Origin of the sequence: Achromobacter sp. PD1 (assembly GCF_048541815.1) — a bacterium.
Lineage (GTDB): Bacteria > Pseudomonadota > Gammaproteobacteria > Burkholderiales > Burkholderiaceae_B > Achromobacter > Achromobacter bronchisepticus_A.
The window spans coordinates 6,278,411-6,303,386 of the sequence record NZ_CP183349.1; the positions used below are offsets into that span (position 1 = coordinate 6,278,411).

General features: G+C 67.7%; 20 protein-coding genes. 16 read left to right on the forward strand and 4 right to left on the reverse strand.

The features are described from left to right. Positions 1–405: a hypothetical protein gene (locus ACM1PE_RS29600; protein WP_059379417.1), complete on the reverse strand. Its 405-nt coding sequence runs from the start codon at positions 403–405 to the stop codon at positions 1–3. A 7-nt stretch (positions 406–412) separates the two neighbouring features. After that, complete coding sequence (locus ACM1PE_RS29605) at positions 413–2,800, reverse strand: type VI secretion system Vgr family protein (RefSeq protein WP_419341910.1); 2,388 nt, start codon at positions 2,798–2,800, stop codon at positions 413–415. A 527-nt stretch (positions 2,801–3,327) separates the two neighbouring features. Here ACM1PE_RS29605 and tssA point away from each other — a divergent pair. The 10 genes from tssA (at position 3,328) to tssH (ending at position 14,712) form a co-directional block, all read left to right on the forward strand. Then, a complete protein-coding gene (gene tssA / locus ACM1PE_RS29610; RefSeq protein ID WP_419343869.1) occupies positions 3,328–4,371 on the forward strand; it encodes a type VI secretion system protein TssA in 1,044 nt (347 codons plus the stop codon). A gap of 39 nt (positions 4,372–4,410) precedes the next feature. Further along, positions 4,411–4,962 (forward strand): type VI secretion system contractile sheath small subunit, encoded by a 552-nt coding sequence (tssB, locus tag ACM1PE_RS29615; RefSeq protein ID WP_059379420.1) that lies wholly within the window; start codon positions 4,411–4,413, stop codon positions 4,960–4,962. A 31-nt stretch (positions 4,963–4,993) separates the two neighbouring features. Beyond that, complete coding sequence (gene tssC, locus ACM1PE_RS29620) at positions 4,994–6,496, forward strand: type VI secretion system contractile sheath large subunit (RefSeq protein ID WP_059379448.1); 1,503 nt, start codon at positions 4,994–4,996, stop codon at positions 6,494–6,496. A 71-nt stretch (positions 6,497–6,567) separates the two neighbouring features. Continuing rightward, positions 6,568–7,035: an Hcp family type VI secretion system effector gene (locus ACM1PE_RS29625; RefSeq protein WP_088607795.1), complete on the forward strand. Its 468-nt coding sequence runs from the start codon at positions 6,568–6,570 to the stop codon at positions 7,033–7,035. A gap of 13 nt (positions 7,036–7,048) precedes the next feature. Then, entirely contained in the window at positions 7,049–7,864 is an 816-nt protein-coding gene (locus ACM1PE_RS29630) for a type VI secretion system accessory protein TagJ (RefSeq protein ID WP_419341914.1), read from the forward strand. Then, a complete protein-coding gene (gene tssE / locus ACM1PE_RS29635; protein WP_059379422.1) occupies positions 7,864–8,415 on the forward strand; it encodes a type VI secretion system baseplate subunit TssE in 552 nt (183 codons plus the stop codon). Before ACM1PE_RS29630 ends, tssE begins: the two co-directional genes overlap by 1 nt. Beyond that, positions 8,415–10,319: a type VI secretion system baseplate subunit TssF gene (gene tssF / locus ACM1PE_RS29640; protein WP_059379423.1), complete on the forward strand. Its 1,905-nt coding sequence runs from the start codon at positions 8,415–8,417 to the stop codon at positions 10,317–10,319. Before tssE ends, tssF begins: the two co-directional genes overlap by 1 nt. Positions 10,320–10,347: 28 nt before the next feature. Then, on the forward strand, positions 10,348–10,980 hold the full coding sequence (locus tag ACM1PE_RS29645; RefSeq protein ID WP_059379424.1) for a DUF3540 domain-containing protein: 633 nt from the start codon (positions 10,348–10,350) through the stop codon (positions 10,978–10,980). 4 nt (positions 10,981–10,984) lie between these two features. Continuing rightward, entirely contained in the window at positions 10,985–12,088 is a 1,104-nt protein-coding gene (gene tssG, locus ACM1PE_RS29650) for a type VI secretion system baseplate subunit TssG (protein WP_419341919.1), read from the forward strand. A 14-nt stretch (positions 12,089–12,102) separates the two neighbouring features. After that, entirely contained in the window at positions 12,103–14,712 is a 2,610-nt protein-coding gene (gene tssH, locus ACM1PE_RS29655) for a type VI secretion system ATPase TssH (RefSeq protein ID WP_306637586.1), read from the forward strand. A 4-nt stretch (positions 14,713–14,716) separates the two neighbouring features. On the opposite strand, the gene ACM1PE_RS29660 is transcribed toward tssH, so the two are convergent. Then, on the reverse strand, positions 14,717–15,478 hold the full coding sequence (locus ACM1PE_RS29660) for an FHA domain-containing protein (RefSeq protein WP_419341921.1): 762 nt from the start codon (positions 15,476–15,478) through the stop codon (positions 14,717–14,719). A 27-nt stretch (positions 15,479–15,505) separates the two neighbouring features. Further along, positions 15,506–15,877 (reverse strand): TssQ family T6SS-associated lipoprotein, encoded by a 372-nt coding sequence (locus ACM1PE_RS29665; RefSeq protein ID WP_059379426.1) that lies wholly within the window; start codon positions 15,875–15,877, stop codon positions 15,506–15,508. A gap of 118 nt (positions 15,878–15,995) precedes the next feature. On the opposite strand from ACM1PE_RS29665, the gene tssJ reads away from it, so the two are divergent. From tssJ to ACM1PE_RS29695, 6 genes are read left to right on the forward strand one after another with little or no spacing between them, the layout of a single operon-like run. Beyond that, on the forward strand, positions 15,996–16,556 hold the full coding sequence (tssJ, locus tag ACM1PE_RS29670) for a type VI secretion system lipoprotein TssJ (RefSeq protein WP_059379427.1): 561 nt from the start codon (positions 15,996–15,998) through the stop codon (positions 16,554–16,556). Positions 16,557–16,574: 18 nt separating this feature from the next. Further along, complete coding sequence (gene tssK, locus ACM1PE_RS29675; protein WP_419341924.1) at positions 16,575–17,909, forward strand: type VI secretion system baseplate subunit TssK; 1,335 nt, start codon at positions 16,575–16,577, stop codon at positions 17,907–17,909. A 27-nt stretch (positions 17,910–17,936) separates the two neighbouring features. Beyond that, positions 17,937–19,214, forward strand: a complete 1,278-nt coding sequence (locus tag ACM1PE_RS29680) for a DotU family type VI secretion system protein (protein WP_059379429.1) — start codon at positions 17,937–17,939, stop codon at positions 19,212–19,214. Next, positions 19,211–22,840 (forward strand): type VI secretion system membrane subunit TssM, encoded by a 3,630-nt coding sequence (gene tssM / locus ACM1PE_RS29685; RefSeq protein WP_059379430.1) that lies wholly within the window; start codon positions 19,211–19,213, stop codon positions 22,838–22,840. The genes ACM1PE_RS29680 and tssM overlap by 4 nt, the downstream gene beginning before the upstream one ends. A gap of 13 nt (positions 22,841–22,853) precedes the next feature. Then, positions 22,854–23,570, forward strand: coding sequence for a type VI secretion system-associated protein TagF (gene tagF / locus ACM1PE_RS29690; RefSeq protein ID WP_419341928.1), 717 nt, complete (start codon positions 22,854–22,856; stop codon positions 23,568–23,570). A 19-nt stretch (positions 23,571–23,589) separates the two neighbouring features. Further along, complete coding sequence (locus ACM1PE_RS29695; RefSeq protein ID WP_419341930.1) at positions 23,590–24,957, forward strand: hypothetical protein; 1,368 nt, start codon at positions 23,590–23,592, stop codon at positions 24,955–24,957. Positions 24,958–24,976 lie beyond the last annotated feature (19 nt).

Sequence of the window (24,976 nt, forward strand, 5' to 3'; positions counted from 1 at the left end):
CTATCCGGTGGCCTGGTCCACGACAACCTCCCGGGTCGCGGGATCGACCCGCACCTGTATGGTCTTGCCGGCGCTGAAATCGGCCAGGTGCAGGGGCGACAGCGGCACGCTGAGCGTGCGTGACAGGGCGGGTGTGGCGCTGGTGGCGGCGACCTCCAGGTCCAGTTCGATGATGAAATACAAGGTGTCGCCGATGCGGCGGCGCGTGTCGCGCGCCGCAGTCACCCGCGCGGTGCCGGGCAGTCCGCTGGCGCGCAAGCCGTCCTGCCGCCGCACTTGCTTGCGTCCCGCCGCGCGGCGTTGGCGCTCGCGCCACAGCATGTACGCCGCTTGCGCCAGGGACAGCAAGAGACCCAGCCACACCCACTTGGCCCAGCCGGGCCATGCATCGATGAAGTCGGACATGGCGGCCTTAGATGATGCTCCAGAGGCCGGCCATCGACGCGCGCAGCGGGACCTGTTCAGCCTTGACACCATCGTAGGCATAACTCGAGCCGGTGGTGCGGTAGGACACTACCTGTCCGATACTGCTGACGATGGCATAGTTGGTGAACGACGTATTCAGCATGACCGTCGTGCGGAACAGCGCCATGCGATGCATGCCGAATTCCGCCTTGGCCACCGCCAGGCCGATGGAGAAGGGCGTGGCCTGCAGCCAGCTCTTCTTGGAAAGATCCTTGACGTTGGCGGCGTCCATGACGACGTCGGCGGGCGTTTTTAAAGTGATGTTGCCATCGGCCTTGACCAGCACGGTGGATCCTGTCGACTCCATGTCTATCTTGCCCTTGGCTTTGAGATCCATGGTGGCCGTTTCGGACTCCACGTGCATCGCGGTCTTGGCCTTGACGTCCATGTTCGCGTCAGTGGAAAGCACCTCGACCTTGCCCTTGGCCTTCTCGGTGAGCGCGCCGGTCTTGACGTGATGGAGCGAGTCGCCTTCGTTCACGTAGACCTGTTCGCCATTCTTCAAGGTTTCCTTGAAGAGTCCCGTGATCTCGCGTTCCTCGCCCTTGGCCGCGACCGTCGTCTTCAGGCCGTTGTCGAATTTCTCGTCCATCAGGCCGTCTTTCACGTTGACCGTGCGCGATGCCTTGACGGTGTATTCCTCGTGTCCCTTCACGAACACGTCGCGCGTCTTTTCGACGTGCAGCTTGTCGGTGCCGGTGACCTTGATGTCGCGGTTGCCGCCGATCTTGGTGGTGTCGTTGTCGCCGATGGTGGTGGTGCGGTTCTCGTCGGTCGAGTGGAACTCGTTGGCCTCCACTTCGGTGCACAGTTCGCGTTCCGCGTGCAGCCAGATGCGTTCGCTGCCGCTCTTGTCCTCGAACATGAGCGCGTTCGCAGTCGCGGGCGTGCCGCTCTTGGAGCGGCTGAGAAAGCCGCTTTGCGTGGCATTGTCCGGCAGGTCCCAGGGCGGCAGATTGTTGGCGTTGAAGACGCGGCCGATCACGATGGGGCGGTCGGGCTGGCCGCCGATGAAGTCGACGATCACTTCATCGCGCACGCGCGGCAGCTGGATCCCGCCAAAGCCGCCGCCGGCCCAGGGGCTGGACACGCGCACCCAGCACGAGCTGTTCTCGTCCTTCTTGCCGTAGCGGTCCCAATGGAACTGCACCTTGATGCGGCCCATCTTGTCCGTCCAGATTTCCTCTCCTTCCTTGCCCACTACCGTGGCGGTCTGTGGGCCATGGGTGCGAGGGACGGGAGTCACGCGCGGCGCGCGGAACTGGGTGCTGGACGGCAGCACGACGAATTCCAGGTCGAAGTCGCCGGGATCGGGCTGGCCGCTGGCATAGCCTGTTTCACGGATCCGGTAGTAGGTGCTGACGACGAGGTACTCGCGGTTCTCGGCCTGGCGCGGATGATTGCGCAGCGTGAAGAGATGGCCCGTGGCCAGCCCGCGGGCGTTGGAGCCGCCTGCGCTCTGCTCCTTTCGGCATTGCAGGTCTTCAAGCCGCACGCGGGTGTAGTGCTCCGCGTCATCGGGGTTGGTGTAGCCGCCTTGCCATTCGTACATTTCCAGGTCGCCGTGATCGTGGGCGCCGGGGTTGTTGCGGCGGGCTTCCAGGCTGGCGGCGGGCGTGAGCGGGTGATAGTCCGTGGTGGCAAAGGCGCCGGGCGTGATCTGTTCGGCCACTTCCCATTTGTAGACATGGTCTTCGCGCGGGATGGTGATGCGGTCCGGCCCGTAATAGGGAATCTGCTCGTAGCCGGGGACGGGCTCGTGCTGCGTGATGTCGTCGGTGAGGACCAGGGTGTGCTTGCCCTTGTCGTGCTTGAACCAGAAGTAGATGCCCTCGTGCTCCATCAGGCGGCTGATGAAGGCGTAGTCGGTTTCCTGATACTGGACGCAGTATTCCCAATTGCGGTAGCTGTCCACCAGCTTGAACTCGATGGGATAGTCGTAGTCCTTCAGCACTTCCCGGATGACGTCGGGCACGCTCTTGTTCTGGAATATCTTGTTGTCCGAGGTCTGGGTCAGGTACCAGAGCCACGGCCGCACCGTGGCGCGGTAGATGGTGTAGCGCGAGGTGTTGTTCTCGCGGCCTACCAACGCGCAACGCGTGATGTGTCCGCTGAGATAGCGCGGCGCGGCGGACCCGGTTTCGATCTCCAGCGTCAGCGGCTTGCCCAGCAGCGACTTCATGTCCAGCGAATAGGATTCCGAGACCAGTTCGATCTCCAGCTCGTACAGCTGCGAAAGGCTCTCGGCGCCGTGCATGGCGCGGAACTTCAGTTGTTCCGGCGGCAGGGGCGTATGCGCCTTGACGACACGTTCGCTGGGCACGTTGCGGTCCATCTCACCGTCTCCTTATGAGAATGCTTCGCCTGTTGCTGCGTGTGCTGCTTTCGATTTCTTCGCGGCCGCGCGTGAAGCGCGTCGCGATGACTGCAATGGGATGTCCGGCCACGCGATGGGGCCGCTTGCAAAGGGCGGGCAGGGCTCGTCACGAACGGGTCTGCGCCGGGGAAATCTGTCTCTGGATCTGATGCGCGCCGGTCTTGCCGCCAGCGTGAGCGCCGATTGTAGGCAGGGGCGAAAGCGCCCGAGAAGCGCTCTCACATGCTTTTGTGTTTTTTACGCTTCGGTAACAGTCCTTCCGCGCCGGGCTGGATTCCGTAAGGTCTGTGTCTAAAAATCAATGCAGCAGGGAGAGAAGTGTTCAATTATTTACTCGGGTGTTAGTTATCTGTAAGAAAAATCTGTAGTTGTTAGGTTGCCGTTGCATGCGGAAAGAGATGCCTAGAATTCACCCTTCCGTGAAGCAGCGCGGAGCGTAGTGGTTGTATCCAGGCAGCATCCCAGCAGGCATTTAACTGATGACTATGGAATTCGCCGACATCCTCAATACACTCGATTCACGTCTGCCCTGCGGGGAAGACCTCGAATACGACGCCGACTTCCTGCAACTGCAGCAAGCCGCGGCGGGTCGCGACGAACAGCAGTTCGGCTCGACCATCATTGCTGCGCAGCCGCCCGACTGGCGCGAGGTCGAACGCCTGGCGCGCGCACTGCTGGAGCGCACCCGCGACCTGCGCATCATCGGCCTGTTGACCTCTGCCTGGACCGAGATCCGCGGCCTGCCCGGCTATAGCGACGGCCTGGCGCTGGCCGTCGATACGCTGGAACGCTATTGGGATCCGGTGCATCCGCGGCTCGACAGCGTCGGCGAAAACGATCCCATGCCCCGCATGAATGCGCTGGCGGCCTTTGGCGACATGCAGGGCTGTGCGCGCAGCGTGCGCTCGGCCAGCCTGGTCAGTGGCGTGCACGGGCAACTGAGCTTGCGCGATACCGAGGCGCTGCTCGATGGCAGTCGCCAGGACGCGGACGCCTATCCTGGCGGACGGCCGCGCCTGGTCGAGCGCTTGCGCCAGGCCTGGGCGCAGGGCAATGCCGAGGCGCACGCGCTGCAGTCGGCCGCCCAGGCGCTGCGGCGCATGCAGAAACTCGTGGCGGACAAGCTGGGCGCCGCCTGGGCGCCCGATTACGCCGCCATTCTCCGCACCCTGGACCTGGTGCTGGACGCAATGCGGGACGTTCAACCCGCGCCGCCGGCCGCGATGCCCGCGGACGATGCGCCGGCCGCCGGCGACATCGCCGCCATGCCGCTTGCCGCCGCCGAGGGCGCGCCGCGCTGGCGGGACATGCCCATCCAATCGCGCGACGAGGCCGTGGCGATGCTGTCCAAGGTCTGCGCCTACTTCGAGGCCAACGAGCCCGGCCATCCCGCGCCCTACCTCATCCGCCGGGCCCAGCAGCTCATCCCGATGAGCTTTCACGACATCATCAGGAATCTGGCGCCCCAGGGGCTGGAGCAGTTCGAGGCATGGCTGCCGCGGTCCGAAGCAAACCGGCAGGAACCGTAAGGCGGGCCAGCCGCCGCACCAACAAGAGGAGACGACATCATGGCGACCAGCCTGAAGGGAAGCGGCCAGAAGTTCATTGCAAGAAACCGCGCGCCGCGGGTGCAGATTGAGTACGACGTGGAGATCTACGGCGCGGAACGCAAGATCCAGTTGCCGTTCGTGATGGGCGTGCTGGCGGACCTGGCCGGCAAGTCCGAAACGCCGCAGCCGGAAGTGGGCGAGCGCAAGTTCCTCGACATCGACATCGACAACTTCGATGAACGCATGCGCTCCATCCAGCCGCGCGTGGCGTTCCAGGTGCCCAACACGCTGACGGGCGAAGGCAACCTGAACGTCGACGTCACGTTCGAGAGCATCGACGATTTTTCGCCGGCCACCGTAGCCCGCAAGGTTGGCGCGCTGAATGAACTGCTGAGCGCGCGCACCCAGCTGGCGAACCTGTTGACGTACATGGACGGCAAGACCGGCGCCGAGGAACTGATCGGCAGCGTGCTCAAGAATCCGGCGCTGATGAACGCGCTGGCGGCCGCGCCGAAGCCGCAGGAGGATCCGCGCGCATCCGATGCCCCCGCGCAGGATCCGGCCGCCTGATTTCCGCTTGAATCGCTTTTCGGAGAATGCCATGACCGCAGTGGCCAAACGCGCCGACGCGCGCGCTGTCGAGACCCTGCAGGCGGACGATCTTTCCGCCCTGCTGAAGAAGGAATTCAAGCCCAAGACCGAGCAGGCGCAGGAGGCGGTGGAGCATGCCGTGCGCACGCTGGCGCACCAGGCGCTGGAGAACAGCGGCGTCGGCCTGTCGTCGGACGCCTACCGCACCATCCAGGCCATCATCGCCGAGATCGACCGCAAGATGTCGGAGCAGATCAACCGCGTGATGCACCACCCCGACTTCCAGCAGCTGGAGGGCGCGTGGCGCGGCCTGCATTACCTGGTCACCAACACCGAGACCGATGAGCTTCTGAAGATCCGCGTGATGTGCCTGTCCAAGTCGGAGCTGGGCCGCACGCTCAAGCGGCACAAGGGCGTGGGCTGGGACCAGAGCCCCATCTTCAAGCGCGTGTATGAGGAAGAGTACGGCCAGTTTGGCGGCGAACCCATCGGCTGCCTGGTCGGCGACTACTACTTCGACCACAGCCCGCCCGACGTGGAACTGCTGGGCGAGATCGCCAAGATCTCGTCCGCCGCGCATTGCCCTTTCATTGCGGGCGCTTCGCCCAACGTAATGCAGATGGATTCGTGGCAGGAACTGGCCAACCCGCGCGACCTGACCAAGATCTTCACCAACACGGAATACGCCGCATGGCGCAGCCTGCGCGAATCCGAGGACTCGCGCTACATCGGGCTGGCGATGCCGCGCTTCCTGGCGCGGCTGCCGTACGGCGCGCGCACCAACCCCGTCGACGAATTCGACTTCGAGGAAGACACCGACGGCGCGAATCACGACCGCTACACCTGGACCAATTCCGCCTACGCCATGGCGGCCAACGTGAACCGCTCGTTCAAGCTGTACGGCTGGTGCACCTCCATCCGCGGCGTGGAGTCGGGCGGCGCGGTGGAAAACCTGCCGTGCCACAGCTTTCCCACCGATGACGGCGGCGTGGACCTGAAGTGCCCGACCGAGATCGCCATCAGCGACCGGCGCGAGGCCGAACTGGCCAAGAACGGCTTCATGCCGCTGGTGCATCGGAAGAACTCCGACTTCGCCGCCTTCATCGGCGCGCAGTCGCTGCAAAAGCCGCACGACTACTACGAGGCCGACGCCTCGGCCAATGCCAAGCTGGCCGCGCGCCTGCCGTATCTCTTCGCGTGCTGCCGCTTTGCGCATTACCTGAAGTGCATCGTGCGCGACAAGATCGGCTCGTTCCGCGAACGCGACGACATGGAGCGCTGGCTGAACGACTGGATCATGAATTACGTGGATGGCGATCCCGTGAACTCCTCGCAGGAAACCAAGGCGCGCAAGCCGCTGGCCGCCGCCGAGGTGCAGGTGCAGGAGATCGAGGACAACCCGGGCTATTACTCCGCCAAGTTTTTCCTGCGGCCGCACTATCAGCTGGAAGGGCTGACGGTGTCGCTGCGATTGGTTTCCAAGCTGCCTTCGCTCAAACAGAACGAAGGCTGAGTGGCGCTGACAAGTCGGGGCGCAACCGTGCCCCATAACTCCAGGAGACAGATGTGGCAGTGGATATGTTCATGAAGATCGATGGCGCCAACGGTGAGTCCAAGGACGCCAACCACAAGGACTGGACCGATATCGTGTCCTTCTCATGGGGCGCCACCCAGCCAGGCAACCTGGCCAGCGGTGGCGGCCTGGGCGCGGGCAAGGCCAGCTTCAACGACCTGCACGTAGTGGCCCGCATCGACAAGGCCGCGCCGGCCGTGATGAAGCACTGCGCCAGCGGCAAGCACCTCAGCAAGATCGAGCTGTCCATGTGCAAGGCGGGCGGCGAGCAGATCGAATACTCCAAGATCACGCTGGAAGACGTGCTGGTGTCGTCGGTGCAGATATCCGGGGACCGCAGCGCCGAAGGCGTGGTGGTGAACTTCGCGTTCCAGGCGGCCAAGGTCAAGCAGCAGTACTGGGAGCAGACCGACAAGGGCGGCAAGGGCGCGGAAAGCCTGGTGGCCTGGGATATCAAGCAGAACAAGGAAGTGGGCTAGGGCGGAGGCACCCATGTCCATCGCCGCGGTTCCTTTCGGCGCGCTCAGCCTGGCTGGCCAATTGGACGAGCTGCAGGCGCAGGTGCGCAGGCAGCCCGCCGACGCGGACCTGCGCGCCCAGCTGTTCCAGCTGCTGGCGGTGCAGGGCGATTGGGCGCGCGCGGCCGAGCAGCTCAATGTCTGCGGGCATCTGAACGCGCAGGCGCGGCCGACGCAGGTGCTCTACGCCAGCGCCATCGCGGCGGAGCGCGAGCGCGAGGCCGTGCTTGCCGGGCAAGGCGAACCCGCGCTGCTGGGCGAGCCCGCCGATTGGCTGCGGGCCATGATATCGGCGCTGCGCCTGGACGGTACCGTGCCAGCCCAGGCGGCCGAGCTGCGCGGCAAGGCTTTCGAGGATGCCAGCGCGCGCGCCGGTCTGCTGGAACTGGCGGCGCAAGAGACTGCGCAGCCGTTCCAGTGGATCTGCGACGGCGACAGCCGCCTTGGGCCGGTGTTCGAGTTCCTGGCTGGCGGGCGCTACGTGTGGCTGCCCTTCGCCGCGCTCAAGCGCGTGCGTCTGCTTGCGCCGGAAGGCCTGTGCGATCTGGTCTGGGCGCAGGCCGAGATCGAACTGGAAGACGGCCGGGTGCGGCAGGGCCTGGTGCCGGCGCGCTATCCCGCGGCGCCCGGCGCGCGCATGGTGGAACTCTCCGACTCGGCCAAGCTGGGCAGGACGACCGACTGGCGCGCGTTGCAGGGTGATACCTACGCGGGCGTGGGGCAGAAGATGTGGCTGACGGATGCGGCGGATATTGCGCTGCTCGAGGTACGCAGCCTGGAGCTGGCGTGATGGGCCACGCCGACCGTCCGGGCGATTGGGAGCCGCTCTCGCGCGGCCAGCGCGCGGCGCGCGACCGGCTGCAGCCGTCGCTGCTGGACCGCCTGATGGACAACGAACCCGCCAAGCGCGAAGAACCGCGCGAAAACGCCATGCTGACGCATGAGGCGCTGCGCGCGGCGGTGCTGCGGGACCTGCGCTGGCTGCTCAATACCGTCAATCTTCAGGCGTCCCAGGATCTGTCGGCGCACCGCCCGGTGGCCGCCTCGGCGCTGAACTTCGGCGTGCGCGCCATGGCCGGGAAGCGCATGTCGGAGATCGACTGGATCGACGTCGAAGAGTCGATCCGCGAAGCGATCGCCGCGTTCGAGCCACGCATCCTGGATTCGTCGGTGGAAGTGCGCTGCGTGTCCGATGCCGGCACGCTGGAGCACCACAATGTGCTGAGCCTGGAGATACGCGGCATGCTGTGGTGCGTGCCGCAGCCGCTCGAGTTCCTGTTCCGCACGGACATCGACCTGGAAAGCGGCCACATGGATCTGCGCGATCTGGGCGGTGCCTGATGGACGATCGGCTGCTTGATTACTACAACCGGGAACTGGTCTATCTGCGGGAGCTGGGCGCGGAGTTTGCGCAGGCCCATCCCAAGGTGGCGGCGCGGCTGGGCATGAATGCCACGGAGGTCGCCGATCCTTATGTCGAACGCCTGCTGGAGGGCTTCAGCTTTCTGACCGCCCGCATCCATATGAAGATGGATGCCGAGTTTCCGCGCTTCTCGCAGCGGCTGCTGGAGGTGGTGTATCCCAACTACCTGGCGCCCACCCCGGCGATGGCCATCGTGCAGTTCGCGCCCAGCATGAACGAGGGCACGTTGGCGGGAGGCTTCGAATTGCCGCGCGGCACGCTGTTGCGCGGCCGTGTGGCGCGCGGCGAGCAGACGCCGTGCGATTTCACCACCGGCCACGCCCTGCGCCTGTGGCCGCTGCAGGTCACGCAGGCGGAATTCACGGCCGCGCCGCAGGATCTGCCGCTGGCGAGGCTGGGCCTGGCCGGGCGCACTGCGCGCGTGCTGAGCGCGCTGCGCATCCGGATAGAGGTTTGCGGCGGGCAACGCCTGGAGGACCTGGATCTCGATCAGCTGGTGTTCCACCTGAACGGCCAGGACCTGCAGATGCAGCGTCTGCTTGAAGTCGTCATGGGGCATACCGTGGCGGTGCTGGGCCACGACACCGCCAGGCCGGTGGCATGGATCAACAGGTTGCCGCCGGACGCGGTGCGTCACGAAGGTTTTGCCGACGAACAGGCGTTGCTGCCGGGCGACGCCCGCGTGTTCCAGGGCTATCGCCTCTTGCAGGAGTATTTCGCATTTGCGCAGCGCTATCTGTTCTTCAGCGTCAACGGATTGAAGCAGGGTCTGCGCACGCCCGCGCTGCCCCAGGGCGCGCAGCGCGAAACCCGTGCTTTCGACCTGACCCTGCTGTTCTCGATGGCGGCGCCGGAACTGGAAGGTGCGATATCGGCCGCCAACCTGGCGCTGCATTGCGTGCCGGTGATCAACCTGTTCGCCAAGCGGGCGGACCGCGTGGCGGTAACGCCCAGGACTTCCGAGTACCACGTGGTCATCGACCGCAGCCGCCCGCTGGACTACGAGGTCTACGGCGTGACGCGCGTCGCCGGCCATGCTGCCGCGCAACGGCAGGAGCAGGAGTTCCGGCCGTTCTACGGTTCGCTGGGCAGCGACCCCGACGAGCATGGCGCGTACTTCTCCATGCGCCGCGAGCCGCGGCTGGTGTCCGATAGCGCGCAACGCAACGGCACGCGCAGCGGCTACATCGGCAGCGAAGTGTTCCTGTCGCTGGTGGACCGGCGTGAGGCACCTTTCTCGGGCGACCTGCGCCACCTGACCCTGGAGACCCTGTGCACCAATCGCGATCTGGCGTTGCTGTTGCCACTGGGCGGCGACACCGACATGACCTTGCGCGTGTCGGCGCCGGTGCGCGCGGTCAAGGTGCTGCACGGGCCCTCACGGCCGCGCGCGGCGCTGGCCGAGAACGCCGCTACCTGGCACCTGATCAGCCACCTGGGCCTGAACTACCTCAGCCTGACCGACCTGGACGCCGAGCAGGGCGCGCAGACCCTGCGCGAGATGCTGCATGTGTACGGCAACCTGGCCGAGCCGGGCATGCGCCGGCACATCGCGGGCCTGCGGCACGTCAGCGCGACACCGGTGCATCACCGCCTGCCCGTGCCCGGCCCCATCGTCCACGGGCGCGGCGTGCGCATCGCGCTGCAGGTGGACGAGACCGCGTTTTCGGGCATCAGCCCCTATCTGTTTGGCGCCGTGCTGGAGCAGTTCTTCGCACGCCATGTATCGATCAACCTGATGTCGGAGCTGGTCCTGTCGACCCTGCAGCGCGGCGAGATCGCCCGCTATAAACCCCGCATGGGACGCCGGCCCGTGGTCTAGGGGCTGTGCACACTAAAAGGAGCGCGTGATGAAGTCCGCCGCACATCTGAGCCGCATGGCTTACGACCCCGTCCATTTGCTGGGCGAACTGCTGCGCCGCGAAGACGACGGCAGCTATGCCGTGGCCTGCGATGGCCGCGTCTGGACCGTGCAGCGCGCCGCCAGCTGCCTGCTGGAGCCGCAGCCGGGCGACGAGGTGCTGATCAGCGGCCCGGACCCCGCCCGCATTTACCTGATCGCCGTGACCGTGCAGGCCGATCCCGCGCGCGCCACGCTGCAAGCCGAGGGCGATCTGGTATTGCGCTCGCGCAGCGGCGGCGTGCTGCTGGAGGGCGAGAGCGCCGTGCGCGTGCGGGCGCCCGAGTACGCGGTAGAGGCCGGAGAGGAACGCCATACCTGCGGCAGCATGCGCATGGTGGCGAAGCAGCTGCATGCCACCGTGGGTGAAGTGCGGCTGGTGGGCCGCAGTTACGAGGCGGTGATGGACCGCATGACGCTGATGGCGCGGCTGTCGCAGCGCAGCGTCAGCGAGATGGACCAGGTGCGCGCCGGCGCCATCGATTTCCAGGCCGAGCAGAGCGCGCGGCTGCACGCGGCCTACACGGTGGTGACGGGCGGCGACCTGGTCAAGGTGGACGCCAAGCAGATACACATGGGGTAGGACGGTGGACATCGCCCAGCCCGTCGCCGATCCCGTCCATCCGTCCGCCGCGCCTGTCGGCGCGCTGGCGCAATGGTGGCGCGCAGTCGAGCGTGAACCGTACGCCCATGATCTGTTCCATGCCTTGCGCTGGATCGATGCGCTCTCGGGCGCGCGCAAGCCCTTGGGACGCGATACGGTTGCGCGCCACGAACCCGTGCGGCTGCGGCAGGAGCCGTCGATGGCATTCGCGCCGTCCACCGTGGCCGCCGCGCGCGCCGCCACGGGCGGGCGGCCCGCGGAACTGTCGATCTACAGCTTCGGCCTGTTCGGTCCCAACGGACCCTTGCCCCTGCACCTGACGGAGCATGCCCGCGAGCGCCTGGCGCATCACGGCGACCGCACGCTGTCCGCATTTGCCGACGTGTTCCATCACCGGCTCATCCTGCTGTTCTACCGCGCCTGGGCGGATGCGCAGAGCACGGTCAGCCTGGACCGCAAGGACGAGCGCTTTACGCGCTACGTGGCCAGCCTGTTGCACATGGGCGAGCCGTCGATGCGGCGCCGCGATGCGGTGCTGGACCACGCCAAGTACCACATGGCGGGCCACCTGACGCGGCAGACCCGCAACCCCGAAGGACTCAAGCACATCCTGCAATCGTTCTTCGGCCTGCCCGTGCGTATCCGCGAGTTCGTGCCGCAATGGATCCGCCTGGAGCCCGGGCAGCGTCTGGGCCTGGGCGGTTTTGCGGGACTGGGACGCGACACGGTGCTGGGCGTGGCGGTGCGCGATGCCCAGCACAAGTTCCGCATCGAGATCGGCCCGCTGGCGCTGGAGGACTACCAGAGCTTTCTGCCGGGAGGCGCACGCGCCCGCCAACTGACGCATTGGGTCAGGCATTACATCGGCATGGAACTGGCCTGGGACCTGAGACCGGTGCTGCGTGCGGAAGACGCGCGCGGACTGAGCCTGGGCGCAAGTCGTCCGCTGGGCCTGTCGTCGTGGCTGGGCAAACGCCGGCCCGAACAAGGCGAGGCGGGCGATCTCCTGCTGGACTACGAAAGCCGCGGCGCTCGGCCGCCACGTGGCCGTGCGCCGGCCTCAACCTCAACGACGACGCGCGTATGACGCGCCACCATGCCATGTCCGATATCGGCCGCATCGACCTCTTCGGAAAGCTCAATCCGCTGCTCTACCAGACGCTGGAGGGCGCCACCGCGTTCTGCAAACTGCGCGGCAATCCCTATGTGGAGCTGGTGCATTGGGTGCATCAGATCCTGCACGCGCAAGACAGCGACCTGCACCGCATCGCGCGCCGCTTCGGGTTGGACCTGGCCATCCTGCAGGCCGACCTGACCGCGGAGCTCGACCGCCTGCCGGCCGGCGCGGGCTCGGTTTCCGACCTGTCCGAACACATCGACCATGCGGTCGAAAGAGCCTGGGTGCTGGGCTCGCTGCGCTATGGCGCGGCGCGCATCCGCAGCGGCCATCTGCTGGCGGGACTGGCGCGGACCTACGCGCTGCGCCATGTGCTGCTGGGCATGTCGGCCCAGTTCTCGCGCATCGCGCCAGACACGCTGTTGGAACAGCTGCCGGAGATCGTGCAGGGCTCGCCGGAAGACGCGGCCGAGACTGCATCCGTCGCCGCTGCCGGGGCGCCGGACGCGGGTGGTTCCGCGCTGGCGCGGTTCGCCGTCGACCTGACTGCGCGGGCGCGCGCGGGCGAGATCGACCCGGTGTCCGGGCGCGACGAGGAAATCCGCCAGCTCATTGACGTGCTGATGCGGCGGCGGCAGAACAATCCGTTGCTGGCCGGCGAGGCCGGCGTCGGCAAGACAGCCGTGGTGGAAGGGCTGGCGCTGCGCCTGGCGGCAGGCGAGGTGCCGCCGCAACTGCGCGACGTGACGCTGTATCTGCTGGATATCGGCCTGCTGCAGGCGGGCGCGGGCGTGAAGGGCGAATTCGAGCAGCGGCTGCGCGGCGTCATCGACGAGGTGCAGGCCAGCGAGAAGCCGGTGGTGCTGTTCATCGACGAGATCCATACGCTGGTGGGCGCGGGCGGCGCGGCAGGCACCGGAGACGCGGCCAATCTGTTGAAGCCGGCGCTGGCGCGAGGCCAACTGCGCACCATAGGCGCCACCACCTGGTCGGAATACAAGAAGTACATCGAGAAAGACCCCGCATTGAGCCGCCGCTTTCAGGTCATACAGGTGCACGAGCCCGACGAGGCGCGCGCATTCGGCATGCTGCGCGGCCTGGCTGAAACGCTGCAGGCGCATCATGGCGTGCTGCTGCTGGACGAGGCGATCGAAGCGGCGGTGACGCTGTCACACCGCTACATTCCGGCGCGCCAGCTGCCCGACAAGGCCGTCGCATTGCTGGACACGGCCTGCGCGCGCGTCGCGGTCAGCCAGCATGCGGCACCGCCCAGCCTGGAGGACGCGCGCAGGCGGGTGCAGGCGCTGGAGCTGGCGCTACGCATCGCCGAACGCGAGCTGTGTCTGGGAGAAGGCGACGCGCAGCGGATCGAACGGCTGGCGGCCGAGCAGGCCGTCGCGGCGGAGGAGGAGCGGGCGCTGGCGGAGCGCTGGGATTCCGAGCGCGGGCTGGCCGAGCGCGTGCTGACACTCCGCCAGACGCTGGAACTCGCGTCCTCCGACGCCCAGGAAGATCAGCGCCACGCGTTGGCGCAGGCGCGTGCAGCGCTGACGGCCAGCCAGGGCGAGACGGCGATGGTGCATTGCGCGGTCGATGCCGCCGCCGTGGCCGCGGTGGTGGCCGACTGGACCGGCATACCCGTGGGCCGCATGCTGCGGGACGAGGCGCGCGCCGTGCTGGACCTGGCGGACACGCTTTCGGCGCGGGTGATCGGCCAGCGTGAAGCGCTGGATGCGGTGGCGCGCCGCGTCCAGACTTCGCGCGCCGGCCTGACCGACCCGGACAAGCCGGTAGGCGTGTTCCTGCTCTGCGGTCCCAGCGGCGTCGGCAAGACGGAGACCGCGCTGGCGTTGGCCGAGGCGCTTTACGGCGGCGAACAGAACCTGATCACCATCAACATGAGCGAGTTCCAGGAGTCGCACACGGTGTCCACGCTCAAGGGCGCGCCGCCGGGATATGTCGGGTATGGCGAGGGCGGCGTGCTGACCGAGGCCGTGCGCCGGCGGCCCTACAGCGTGGTGTTGCTGGACGAGGTGGAGAAGGCGCATGCCGACGTGCACGAGATCTTCTTCCAGGTCTTTGACAAGGGGTGGATGGAGGACGGCGAGGGGCGTTACATCGATTTCCGCAATGCGGTGATCATCCTGACCTCCAACGTGGGCGCGGAACGGATTGCGGCTCTATGCCGTGATCCGGAGCTGCTGCCTGACGCAGCCGCGTTGGCCGCGGCATTGCGCGAGCCGCTGCTGCAAGCCTTTCCGGCCGCGCTGCTGGGGCGGCTGGTCGCGGTGCCCTACCTGCCGCTGCCGGACGCCATGCTGGCGCGCATCGTGGACCTGCAGTTCGAACGCGTGCGCCGCCGCCTGTTCGAGCAGCACGGCATCGTGCTGGAGGTGACGCCCGAGGCTACTGCGCTGGTGGTGGCGCGCTGCGCCGAAGTGGAGTCGGGGGCGCGCATGGTGGATGCCGTGCTGACCAACACGGTGCTGCCGCGGATCAGCCGGGAACTGCTGGGCGCCTCCATGCAGGACCGCAGGCTGAGCAAGGTGAGCCTGTCGGCCGCCGACGGGGAGTTCCGCTATGACTACGCCTGAGACCTCAACGGTTCTTGTCGCCGGACTCGGGCTTGACGGGCGCGGGCCGCAGGTAGCCGCCGATCTCGCGCAGATGGTCGGACGCGCTGCGGGCGTCTGCCGCGTCGCGCGGGCGGCCCAGCGTGTCGTCGACGGGATGAGTGCGGTGCTCGGCCAGCGCGTCGTGGGCGGGCAGGGCGGACGGGGTGCCGTCCGAGAAGATGCTGGGCGTGCCGTCGCCGGGCGCATCGAACAGCGCCAGCGGATCGGTGGACGGGCGCGACACCGCGCCGTCGCCGGGCGGCAGGTGGCGCAGGGGATCCTCCGGGTTGCGCGCTTGCGCGGAGTCCAGATCGAAGGGGTGCGTGGAGACGTCCGGCGCGCTACCCACGGGCAGGGTGCCCGGGCCGATCAGGTCGCTGAAGATGTCGTCGTCGGCCGCGGCGGCCACGCTGGTTGCCGGCGCCTCGGGCGCGGCCGCTGCGGCGCGCAGCCGGTAGTCGCCGATCTGCAGTTCGTCGCCTGGATGCAGCGGCACTTCCTGGTCGCGCGCGAGCGCCTGGCCATTGACGCTGACCGTGCTCATGTCGCTCAGGTTGAGCAGAAAGCCGGCGTCCTCGTCGTTGACGCGGATCGCCGCCTGCACGCGGCAGATGCCGCGCGTCGGGTCGGGCAGGGCCAGTTGGTTGTCGAGACTGCGGCCTACCGTGCCGCCGGGCGCCGTGAACACGGCGTGGATGGGTTCGAAGGCCGGATCGCCGGCACGCTGGAACACGGTGAGCTTCACGCCTGTCTCCTGGGCGCCGTCGGCGCGTTAACGGGTCTGGGACGCTTGCGCCGCCTGGAACGCCGGTCCCCACTGGGGGTGTCCGGCCTCATTCGGCGCGAGCTGGAACGAGGGCTGCAACTGCAGGATGCGCGCGAAGCTGTCTTCGCACAGCTGGCGATAGTTGGTCACGCAGTAGCTGAAGGCCTGCAGCTTGAGCGCTTCGACCCGCATGGCCGTGGGCGCGGTGGCAAGCGCGTCGGAAGTGGCCACCGTGCGCACGACGGCGCCGAAGCGGCTGGCGGCGTATTCGTCGCGCACCTGCTGCAAGGCTTCCACAGCCTGCGGCGATGGGGTGGAAGCACAGGCCGCAAGCAGCGCGAGCGTGGATATCAAGCAGATGCGTGCGGGCTGTTTCATGGCGCGGGCGTGTCGTTTGGAGTGTGTAGGCCTGGTCATTCCGCCGATGATAGCGGCCCGCCGTGCAAGGTATGCGTCGCGGCGTAACAGACGTGTGTACTTTTATTTCCGAGGTCTTATGAGCAGTCCATGCCTACGAGTGATTCCGACGAAACGGCGGCGCATCGCGGCGATGCTCGCGGCTGCGTTGACGGCGGCGATGCTCGCGGCATGTTCGTCGACGGCCAAGCGCGTGCCCGTGCCGTACGCGATCGAACTGCGCGCGGATCCGAAAGTGAACCAGAACGCCAGCGGCAGGCCGTCGCCGGTGCAGGTGACCATCTATGAACTGAAATCGGCCAGCATCTTCGAATCGCGTGACTTCTTCACACTGCAGGGCGATGCGCACGCGGCGCTGGGCGCGGAGCTGCTCAATGTCGACCAGGTCATCCTGAAGCCGGGCGAAACCAAGGTGGTGCAGTACCCCGGCAACGCCGAGGCGCGCGTGGTGGGCGTGGTGGCGGCCTATCGCGAACTGGAGCAAAGCAAGTGGCGGCTGCTGGTGTCGTTGCCCGAGGCGCAGAACACCAACATCTACAAGGTCTGGCAGTTTTCGCCGAACGAGGAGACGGTGAAGGTCGCGGTCAAGCGCGACGGGCTGGAAGAAGTGGATCGCAGCCGTTCGTGGTGGCCCTTTTAGAAGCGAAGAGAACCGCACATGGTGAGCAGAGACAAAGTGATCTGGTCGGAGGGCATGTTCCTGCGGCCGCAGCATTTCCAGCAGTTTGAACGCCATATGCTGCACGCCGCGCAGCAACGCGCAGCCATGCTCCAGGGATGCTTCTGGGGCTTTGGCCAGCTGTCGCTGGACCGCGACGCGCTGGCGATCGGCAAGGTGGCGGTGACCAGGGCGCAAGGCGTCATGCCCGACGGCACGCCTTTTGATTTCTCGCATCCGGACGCGGCGCCTGCGGCGTTCGAAGTGCCGGCCCAGACGCGCGGCGCGCGCGTCGTGCTGGCCCTGCCGCGCGTGCGCGCCGGCGCCAGCGACGTCATCTACGAAGGCGAGGAAGACACGTTGGCGCGCTATCTGGTGCACGAAGCCGAAGTGGAAGACAGCGGCTCCGTGGCTCTGGAACCCGTCCTGATGCAGCTCGGACGCTTGCGGCTGCGGTTGATGCTGGAAGACGAACTTACCGACGACTGGCTGGGCCTGGGGGTGGCGCGCGTGCTGGAGCGGCGTTCGGACAACCGGGTGGTGCTGGACGAAGGCTATGTGGCGCCGTGGCTGGCGGCGGGCGAGCATCCGGTCCTGCGCGGCTTCGTCGATGAACTGCAGGGGCTGCTCGACGCGCGCAGCGAGGCGCTGGCCTCGCGCCTGTCGCAGCCCGGCCGCGGCGGCGTTTCCGAGGTGTCGGACTTCATGCTGCTGGAGACCGTCAACCGCTACATGGGTTCGATCTGGCATGCGCGGCAGCTTCCGGCGCAGCATCCCGAACGCCTGTTCCACGACTGGCTGATGCTGGCCTGCGACCTGGCCACCTTCACGTCCGCCACGCGGCGGCCCGGCGTGCTGCCGGACTACGTGCACGACGATCTGCAGGGCAGCTTCACGCCGTTGATGAATGAGCTGCGCCGATCGCTGTCGGCCGTGCTGGAGCAGCGCGCCTTGCAGATACCGCTGCAGGACCGCGGCCAGGGCGTGCGCGTGGCGCAGATCCAGGACGCGGAACTGTTGCAGTCGGCCGGCTTCGTGCTGGCGGTGCATGCGGACATGGGCGTGGAGACCGTGCGGGCGCGCTTTCCGGCGCAGGTCAAGATCGGTCCGGTGGAGCGCATCCGCGACCTGGTGCACCTGCAATTGCCGGGCGTCGGCGTGCGCGCGCTGCCCGTGGCGCCGCGGCAGATTCCGTACAGCGCCGGACACGTCTATTTCGAACTGGATAAGAGCGGCGAGTTCTGGAAGCAGCTGGAGCGCACCGGCGCGCTTGCGTTGCATCTGGCGGGCGATTTTCCCGGGCTGACGATGGAGTTCTGGGCGCTGCGCGACTGAGCGCGGCCAAACCAGGCGGAGACAACTATGCATGCTTCGGATCACACGCTGGCCGGCCCCCCGGGCGGCATCGGCGAAGGCGCCGCCAATACGGCGGGCAGGCTGCGGCCTCACGACTACGTCATCAGCGGCGCCAATCCGCTGGTGGCGGCGGCGAACCCGCTGCTGGACCTGATTCCGCAGATCCGCGCCACGGCGACGCATCCCTCGCCCGCGATGCTGCGCGAGCACTTGCTGGACGAGGTGCGTCAATTCGAACTGCGCGCGCAGCAGGCGGGCATCCCCAACGAAACCATACTGGGTGCGCGCTATTGCCTGTGCACGGCGCTGGACGAGGCGGCGGCGCTTACGCCATGGGGCGGGGGCGGCGTATGGTCCGCGCACAGCCTGCTGGTCACGTTCCACAACGAGACCTGGGGCGGAGAGAAGTTCTTCCAGCTGCTGGCCAAGCTGTCGCAGAATCCGGGGCAGCACCTGGATCTGCTGGAATTGCTGTATTACTGCCTGCTGCTGGGTTTCGAGGGACGCTATCGCGTCATCGACAACGGCCGTTCGCAGCTGGAAACGCTGCGCCAGCGCCTGTTGCGCATCCTGCGCGGCGCGCGCGGCGACTATCCGCTGGCGTTGTCTCCGCATTGGCGCGACGAGCCGGCGCAGACGCCATTGCGCCGCCTGCCCGTGCCGCTATGGGTGTTCGGCGCGTTGGCTGCCGTCCTGGCGCTGGCCTTGTATTGGGGCCTGGGCTGGCGCCTGGGCAGCGAATCCGACGCCGTGTTCGCGTCCATCGCCAAGCTGCGTCCGCCGACCGTACAGATCGCCCCGACCACCGTGAAGCGGCCCGCGCCCGCGCCGCGGCTGGCGGTGTTCCTGGCGCCCGAGATCCGCGACCAGTTGGTCACCGTGCGCGACGAGGTGGACCGCAGCGTGGTGGTGCTGCGGGGCGACGGCGTATTTGAATCCGGCGCCAGTTCCGTGCGCGACCAGTACCTGCCGGTGCTGTCGCGCGTGGCCGACGCTTTGCGCGAGACGCAGGGCAGCATCCTGGTGCGCGGCTACTCCGACAACACACCGATGCGCAGCGCGCGCTTTCCGTCCAACTGGCATCTTTCGCAGGCGCGCGCCGATGCGGTCAAGGACATGCTGGAGCAGCGCCTGGGCCAGACGGCCAGGGTGCGCGCCGAAGGCCGCGGTGACGCCGATCCGGTTGCGCCCAACGATACGGCCGCGGGCCGCGCGCTGAACCGGCGGGTGGAGATCACGGTGCTGGTGCCGCCGGTGGCGCACGAGCAGGGAGGACAGGAATGATCTACAGGCTGTTCGGATGGTTCTTCAGCCGCCGCGTGTGGAACTTCCTGGGGCTGGTGGCCCTGGCGGTGCTGATCTGGATCGCGGGGCCTCTCATCGCCATCGGCACGGTGCGCCCGTTGGAAAGCGAAACGGTGCGCATCGCTGTCATCGTGGCGATGTTCGCTATCTGGCTGCTGCGGCTGTTGTGGCGCAAATGGCGCGAAGGGCGCTTGAACGCGCAGCTGCTGAGCCAGTTGCGGCGGCCCAGACCCAAGGCGGAAAAGCCGCTGGAGGAAGCCGCCGGCAACGATGAGATACGCCAGCTGGAAGCGCGCTTTCACGAAGCCGTGGAACTATTGCGCAAGACCCGCTTCGAGAGCCGCGGCAGGCGCGGCGCGCTCGACCGGTTCTCCAAGCAGTACCTGTATCAGCTGCCCTGGTACGTGATCATCGGCGCGCCGGGCGCGGGCAAGACCACCGCGTTGGTGAATTCGGGGCTGAACTTTCCCTTGGCCGAACGCTACGGCAAGGTGGCCTTGCGCGGCGTGGGCGGCACCCGCAATTGCGACTGGTGGTTCACCGACGATGCGGTGCTGCTGGACACGGCGGGGCGCTACACCACGCACGAAAGCGATCCGACCGGAGACGAAGAAGAGTGGCGCGGCTTTCTCGGCCTGCTGTCCAAGTACCGCGGCCGCCAGCCCATCAACGGCGCCATGCTCACCGTCAGCGTCGAAGACCTGCTGTCGGCGTCCGACGCGGAGCGCGCGCAGCATGCGGCAGTGCTGCGGCGCCGCCTGCAGGAATTGCGCGAGCAGCTGGGCATCGCGTTCCCGGTGTACGTGCTGGTGACCAAGACGGATCTGCTGTCGGGCTTCGAAGAGTACTTCGCTTCCTTTACCCGCGACGAGCTGGCGCAGATCTGGGGCTTTACCTTGCCGTATGCGCGCGCGCAGGAGCCGGGTTTCGACCTGTATGAAGCCTTTCACGAAGAATATGCGCTGTTGCAGCGGCGCTTGGATGACGCCTTGCCTGAAGTGGTGGCGGCAGAGAGCGATCCGGCGCGGCGCGCGCTGGCCTACATGCTGCCGCAGCAGTTCGCGGGCCTGCAGGCCATCCTGGGCCATTTCCTGAGTGACGTGTTCGCGACCTCGAAGTTCGAGGCGCGCGTGATCCCGCGAGGCGTCTACTTCACCAGCGGCACGCAGGGCGGAGAGACCTTCGACCAGGTGACTGGCCATTTGAAGCGCTACCTGCGCATCGACGGCGGCGCCGCGCCCGCGGCCAGCGTGCCGGGCGAGGCGGAAGGACGCAGCTACTTCCTGAAGAACTTGCTGCAGGACGTCATCTTCCGCGAGGCGGGCCTGGCCAGCCGCAACCTGCGCTGGGAACGTCGCTATCGGCAGCTGCACTGGGCGGGGTACGGCCTGGTGACGGCGGCCTTCCTGGCCCTGGTCGCGGGCTGGGCCATGAGCTATCGCAACAACGCGGATTACGTGGAAGAAGTGGCGCGGCGGGTGCCGGCGGTGGAGAAGCTGAGCCGCGACATCAAGATCACGCGCACCGGCGACCTGTTGGGGCTGATGCCGTTCCTGGACAGCCTCTGGTACCTGCCCCAGCACGAGGGCTTCGAGATCGACAATCCGCCGCTGAGCTATCGCTATGGCCTCTACCAGGGCCAGAAGCTGCGGGCGGCGGCGCAGGGCGTGTACGGCAATACGCTGGACCAGGTGCTGCTGCCGCAGGTGGCGCGGCGTGTCGAGACGGCCCTGCGCGACGCCTCGGCCAGCGACCTGGAGTATTCCTACGAGGCGCTGCGGGCCTACCTGATGCTGTACGAGGCCGAGCGCTACGATGCGGAGTTCATGCATGCGTGGCTGCTCTCGGACATGCAGGCCACCCTGCCTGACGGCTACACGCGGCGCCAGTACGAACAGCTGTCGCTGCACCTGCGCAACCTGACGCAGAGCCACGTGCTGGCCTCGCCGTTTCCCAAGGACGACGCGCTGGTGGCCCAGGCGCGCGAGAAGCTGGCGCGCTACACGCTGGCGCAACGCGCATACAGCCGGCTGCGCCGTACCCTGGCCAACGCCGATGCGGCGCCCGAGATCACGGTGGTGACGCTGGGCGGCGCGCAGGCCAGCGCCGTCTTCGTGCGCAAGAGCGGCAAGCCGTTGAGCCAGGGCATTCCCGCGCTCTACAGCTATCGCGGCTATTGGGACGTCTTCAACAAGCGCGTGACCGGCGTGGCCGAGGTGTTGCGTTCGGATGATGCGTGGATCCTGAACATCCCATTGCGCAGCCAGCTGGACCAGACGGCGCAACGCCAGCTGGTGGTGGACATCAAGCGCTTGTACATGAACGATTACGTGGCGCAGTGGGACGGCTATCTGAACGATATGCAGCTGGCGCCCAGCAAGTCGCTGCTGCAGAACATCCAGATGGCGCGCACCTTGTCCGCGCCGGAGTCGCCGCTGGTGCAGCTGGTGCGCGGCGTTGCGCGAGAGACCTCCTTGCTGCGCGATACCGGCAAGGATGACCGCTCGCTGGTGGACCAGGCGCGCGACCGCGTCAGCAGCACGCGCGAGGCGCTGGAGCAGATGTTCGGGCCAACCGGACCCGGCGCGGCCATGCGGGCCGACGCCACGGACGAGAAGCTCGAGCGCATCGTGGACCAGCATTTCGAGCCGTACCGCCGGCTGGCCGAAGGCGAGGGCGCGGCGGCCGGCGCCACCTCGCCGATCGCCGCCACCACCGGCCTCATCAACGAGCTCTATACCTACCTGACGGCGGCGGATGCGGCCTTGCGCAGCGGCAGCCCCGCGCCCAGCTCGGATTCCGTGACCAAGCTGCGGGCCGAGGCGGGCCGCTTGCCGGGGCCGCTGCGCGACGTGCTCAATGCGCTATCGGTGAACGCGTCCGGCGAGGTGTCCGACGTGGCCCGCGCGCGCATGGGCGAGACCGTGTCCGCCACCATCGGCATGTTCTGCGGCCAGTCGGTGGCCGGACGCTATCCGTTTTCGAGCCGTTCGGCGCGCGACGTGGCGCCCAACGACATGGCGCGGCTGTTCGGGCCCAACGGCCTGATGGACGACTTCTTCCAGAAGAATTTGGCGAACCAGATCGACGTTTCCGGACAGCGGTGGCGCTTCAAACCGGGCATCGACGGCAAGTCGGGGGAGAACTCCGCCACGCTGGACGCGTTCCAGCGCGCGGGCGTGATCCGCGACGTGTACTTCATGGCGGGCAACCCCATGCCCTCGTATCGGGTGGCCATCAAGCCCGTGGAAATGGACGCGGGCATTACCCAGTTCGTGATGGACGTGGACGGCCAGGCGGTGCGCTACGCGCATGGCCCGCAGGTGGCGACCACGGTGCAGTGGCCCGGCCCCCGCGGCAGCAACCAGGTGCGCATCGAGCTTACGCCACAGGTCGGGGCGGCGGGCATGACCACGTCCGGTCCCTGGGCGCTGAACCGCATGCTGGACCGCGCCCAGCTGCGGCGCGGGGCCACGCCGGAGGTCACGCTGGCCACATTCGACCTGGGCGGACGCAAGGTGGTGCTGGAGATCACCGCCAGCAGCGTCAAGAGCCCTTTCCATCTGGGCGAGATGCAGGCGTTTGCCTGCCCGGGCGCGTCGTGAACAGGACAAGGACATGGAGCTAGCAGTGGAGCGTGGGCGTGTGGGCTGGTACGGCAAGATTCCGGCGGCGGGCGACTTCGTGCACCGGCGCCTGCCGCGTGAGCTGATCACCTGGTGGGACCGCTGGCTGCAGTTCGGGCTGGCGGCGCTGAAGCAGGCGCCAGACATCAATGCCGCGCGCGGCTTCGCGTCGGCGCCCATCTGGAATTTCGCGATTCCGGCCGGGCCGGGCGCGGGCGTCGCACAGCTGGGCTGCATCACGCCCAGCCGCGACCGGGTGGGCCGGGGCTATCCGCTGTGCGTGGTCATGGCCGTGCCGCCCGCGCAATACCACAGCAGCATCCTGGATGGCGCCAGCGACTACTACCGGCAGATCGGCGCCAGCATGCTGGCGGCGGTGCGCCATGGCTGCCCGGCGGAACAGTTCGACCGCAGCCTGCAGCAGGTGCGTACGCCTGCCGCGGCGCCGGGCACCGCCGCGCCGCGCGGCGGCAGCGACATCATGGACATCCTGAGCGCCGGCCGGGAGCAGGACTCCGCGCCGCTGGCGCGCCGCGCGCTGGGCGCCTGGCCCGATCTGCCGTTCTGCTTCAACCCCAGTTCCCACACCAGCTATTGGTGGACCAACCAGGCGGACGGCGCGGCATTGCAGACCTACATCCATGGCGGCGCGTTGAACGCGACGCTGTTCGCCAGGCTGTTCTCATCCCTGCCGACCTGGCATCCCTGAAACTGCCGGAGGACCGCGCATGCCACGAACTTCAGCTGTGCCGCCTGAGCCGGGCGCGGCAGGCTTCCCGGCCGCTTCAGATGCGGCACGCCTGGACGATATCCTGCGCCTGGCGCCCGGGGGGCTGCGTGAACAGGAGATCCTGCGAGTCGTCGCCGGCTTGTCCGCGTCCCTGGCCGCCATGCACGAAGCCGGCAGGGCGCATGGCGGCATCAGCCCTGATGCCGTGGTCCGTGACGGACAGGATTTTGCCGTCCTGGCGCCGCCTTCCGATGCGGCGCCCGATGATGAAGACGCCGCACGCCATGCCGGTTACGCCGCGTTCGAACAGTACACGGACGATCCGGGCCATTCTTGCGGCCCCTGGACGGACGTGTACGGGCTGGCGGCGCTGGCGTACTTCCTGGCGACGGGCGCGGCCCCGCCAGGCGCGCTGGCGCGCCGCGTGCGCGACGATTGCCTGCCTCTGGATGCATGGCAGCCGGGCGCCTATCGCGCGGCGTTCTGCGCCGCCGTGGACGAGGGCCTGGCGATGGACGAGCAGGCGAGGCCGCGCACAGCCGCGGCGCTTGCTGCGGCGATGGGGATGATCCCGCCGGCGGTGCCGGCGCCTGCGGCGGCTTCCGTACCCGGTCCGATGGAGGATCCGGAGCCGGACACGGCCCCGCCTTCATTGATGGCGGAGACGCCCGCCGACGAGTTTGACGATCCACCGCCGGCTGCGGCGCGCCTGACGGCGATGCGGCCTGAACACCCGGGGCCGGCGCGGCGCATGCTGCCGCTGGCCGTGGCGGGCCTTCTGCTGCTCGCGGCGGGGGGATATGCATGGCTGCGGCCGGCACAGCCGCCGGTCGAACTGGCTGGCGTGGCGCCGCCCCAACCCCAGCCGCAACCTCAGCCGCAATCGGAGCCACCGCCCCAACCCCAGCCGCAATCGGAGCCACCGTCCCAACCGCCGCCGCAACCCCAGCCGCAGTCGGAACCACAGCCGCAACCCGCGCCCGCGCCGGCTCCACCGGCCTTGCCAGATTCCCCCGCCGCGGCCGTACCAGCTTCGCCGCCGCAGGCCGCGGCCATTGGCTCTGCCATGCCGTCCGCCGGCCCGAAACCAGAAAGCGCCTCTGAGCCTGAAGCCGCGGCAGCCCCCGCCGCGCCCGTGACCCCGCCGCCTCAGGCGGCGCCCGTCACGGTGCGCGTGGCCGTGCGTCCATGGGGAGAGGTGCTGGTCAATGGCCGCTCGCGCGGCGTCAGCCCGCCGCTGCGCGAACTGTCCCTGCCGCCCGGCCGTTACCAGGTGACGGTGCGAAACGCATCAGCGGGCGACTACCGCATGACCCTGACGGTGGCAGCCGGCCGTCCGGCTTCCATTACGCATGAGTTCGAATGAACGATTCGGTATCGGACCG

Bases quoted from the DNA above. Each gene is read 5' to 3' on its own strand.
- ACM1PE_RS29665 (WP_059379426.1), bottom strand. From the start codon at position 15,877: ATGAAACAGCCCGCACGCATCTGCTTGATATCCACGCTCGCGCTGCTT.
- tssC (WP_059379448.1), top strand. From the start codon at position 4,994: ATGACCGCAGTGGCCAAACGCGCCGACGCGCGCGCTGTCGAGACCCTG.
- tssA (WP_419343869.1), top strand. From the start codon at position 3,328: ATGGAATTCGCCGACATCCTCAATACACTCGATTCACGTCTGCCCTGC.
- ACM1PE_RS29645 (WP_059379424.1), top strand. From the start codon at position 10,348: ATGAAGTCCGCCGCACATCTGAGCCGCATGGCTTACGACCCCGTCCAT.
- tssE (WP_059379422.1), top strand. From the start codon at position 7,864: ATGGGCCACGCCGACCGTCCGGGCGATTGGGAGCCGCTCTCGCGCGGC.
- ACM1PE_RS29625 (WP_088607795.1), top strand. From the start codon at position 6,568: ATGAAGATCGATGGCGCCAACGGTGAGTCCAAGGACGCCAACCACAAG.
- tagF (WP_419341928.1), top strand. From the start codon at position 22,854: ATGGAGCTAGCAGTGGAGCGTGGGCGTGTGGGCTGGTACGGCAAGATT.
- tssB (WP_059379420.1), top strand. From the start codon at position 4,411: ATGGCGACCAGCCTGAAGGGAAGCGGCCAGAAGTTCATTGCAAGAAAC.
- ACM1PE_RS29680 (WP_059379429.1), top strand. From the start codon at position 17,937: ATGCATGCTTCGGATCACACGCTGGCCGGCCCCCCGGGCGGCATCGGC.
- tssM (WP_059379430.1), top strand. From the start codon at position 19,211: ATGATCTACAGGCTGTTCGGATGGTTCTTCAGCCGCCGCGTGTGGAAC.
- tssK (WP_419341924.1), top strand. From the start codon at position 16,575: ATGGTGAGCAGAGACAAAGTGATCTGGTCGGAGGGCATGTTCCTGCGG.
- ACM1PE_RS29605 (WP_419341910.1), bottom strand. From the start codon at position 2,800: ATGGACCGCAACGTGCCCAGCGAACGTGTCGTCAAGGCGCATACGCCC.
- tssF (WP_059379423.1), top strand. From the start codon at position 8,415: ATGGACGATCGGCTGCTTGATTACTACAACCGGGAACTGGTCTATCTG.
- tssH (WP_306637586.1), top strand. From the start codon at position 12,103: ATGTCCGATATCGGCCGCATCGACCTCTTCGGAAAGCTCAATCCGCTG.
- ACM1PE_RS29695 (WP_419341930.1), top strand. From the start codon at position 23,590: ATGCCACGAACTTCAGCTGTGCCGCCTGAGCCGGGCGCGGCAGGCTTC.
- ACM1PE_RS29630 (WP_419341914.1), top strand. From the start codon at position 7,049: ATGTCCATCGCCGCGGTTCCTTTCGGCGCGCTCAGCCTGGCTGGCCAA.
- tssJ (WP_059379427.1), top strand. From the start codon at position 15,996: ATGAGCAGTCCATGCCTACGAGTGATTCCGACGAAACGGCGGCGCATC.
- ACM1PE_RS29600 (WP_059379417.1), bottom strand. From the start codon at position 405: ATGTCCGACTTCATCGATGCATGGCCCGGCTGGGCCAAGTGGGTGTGG.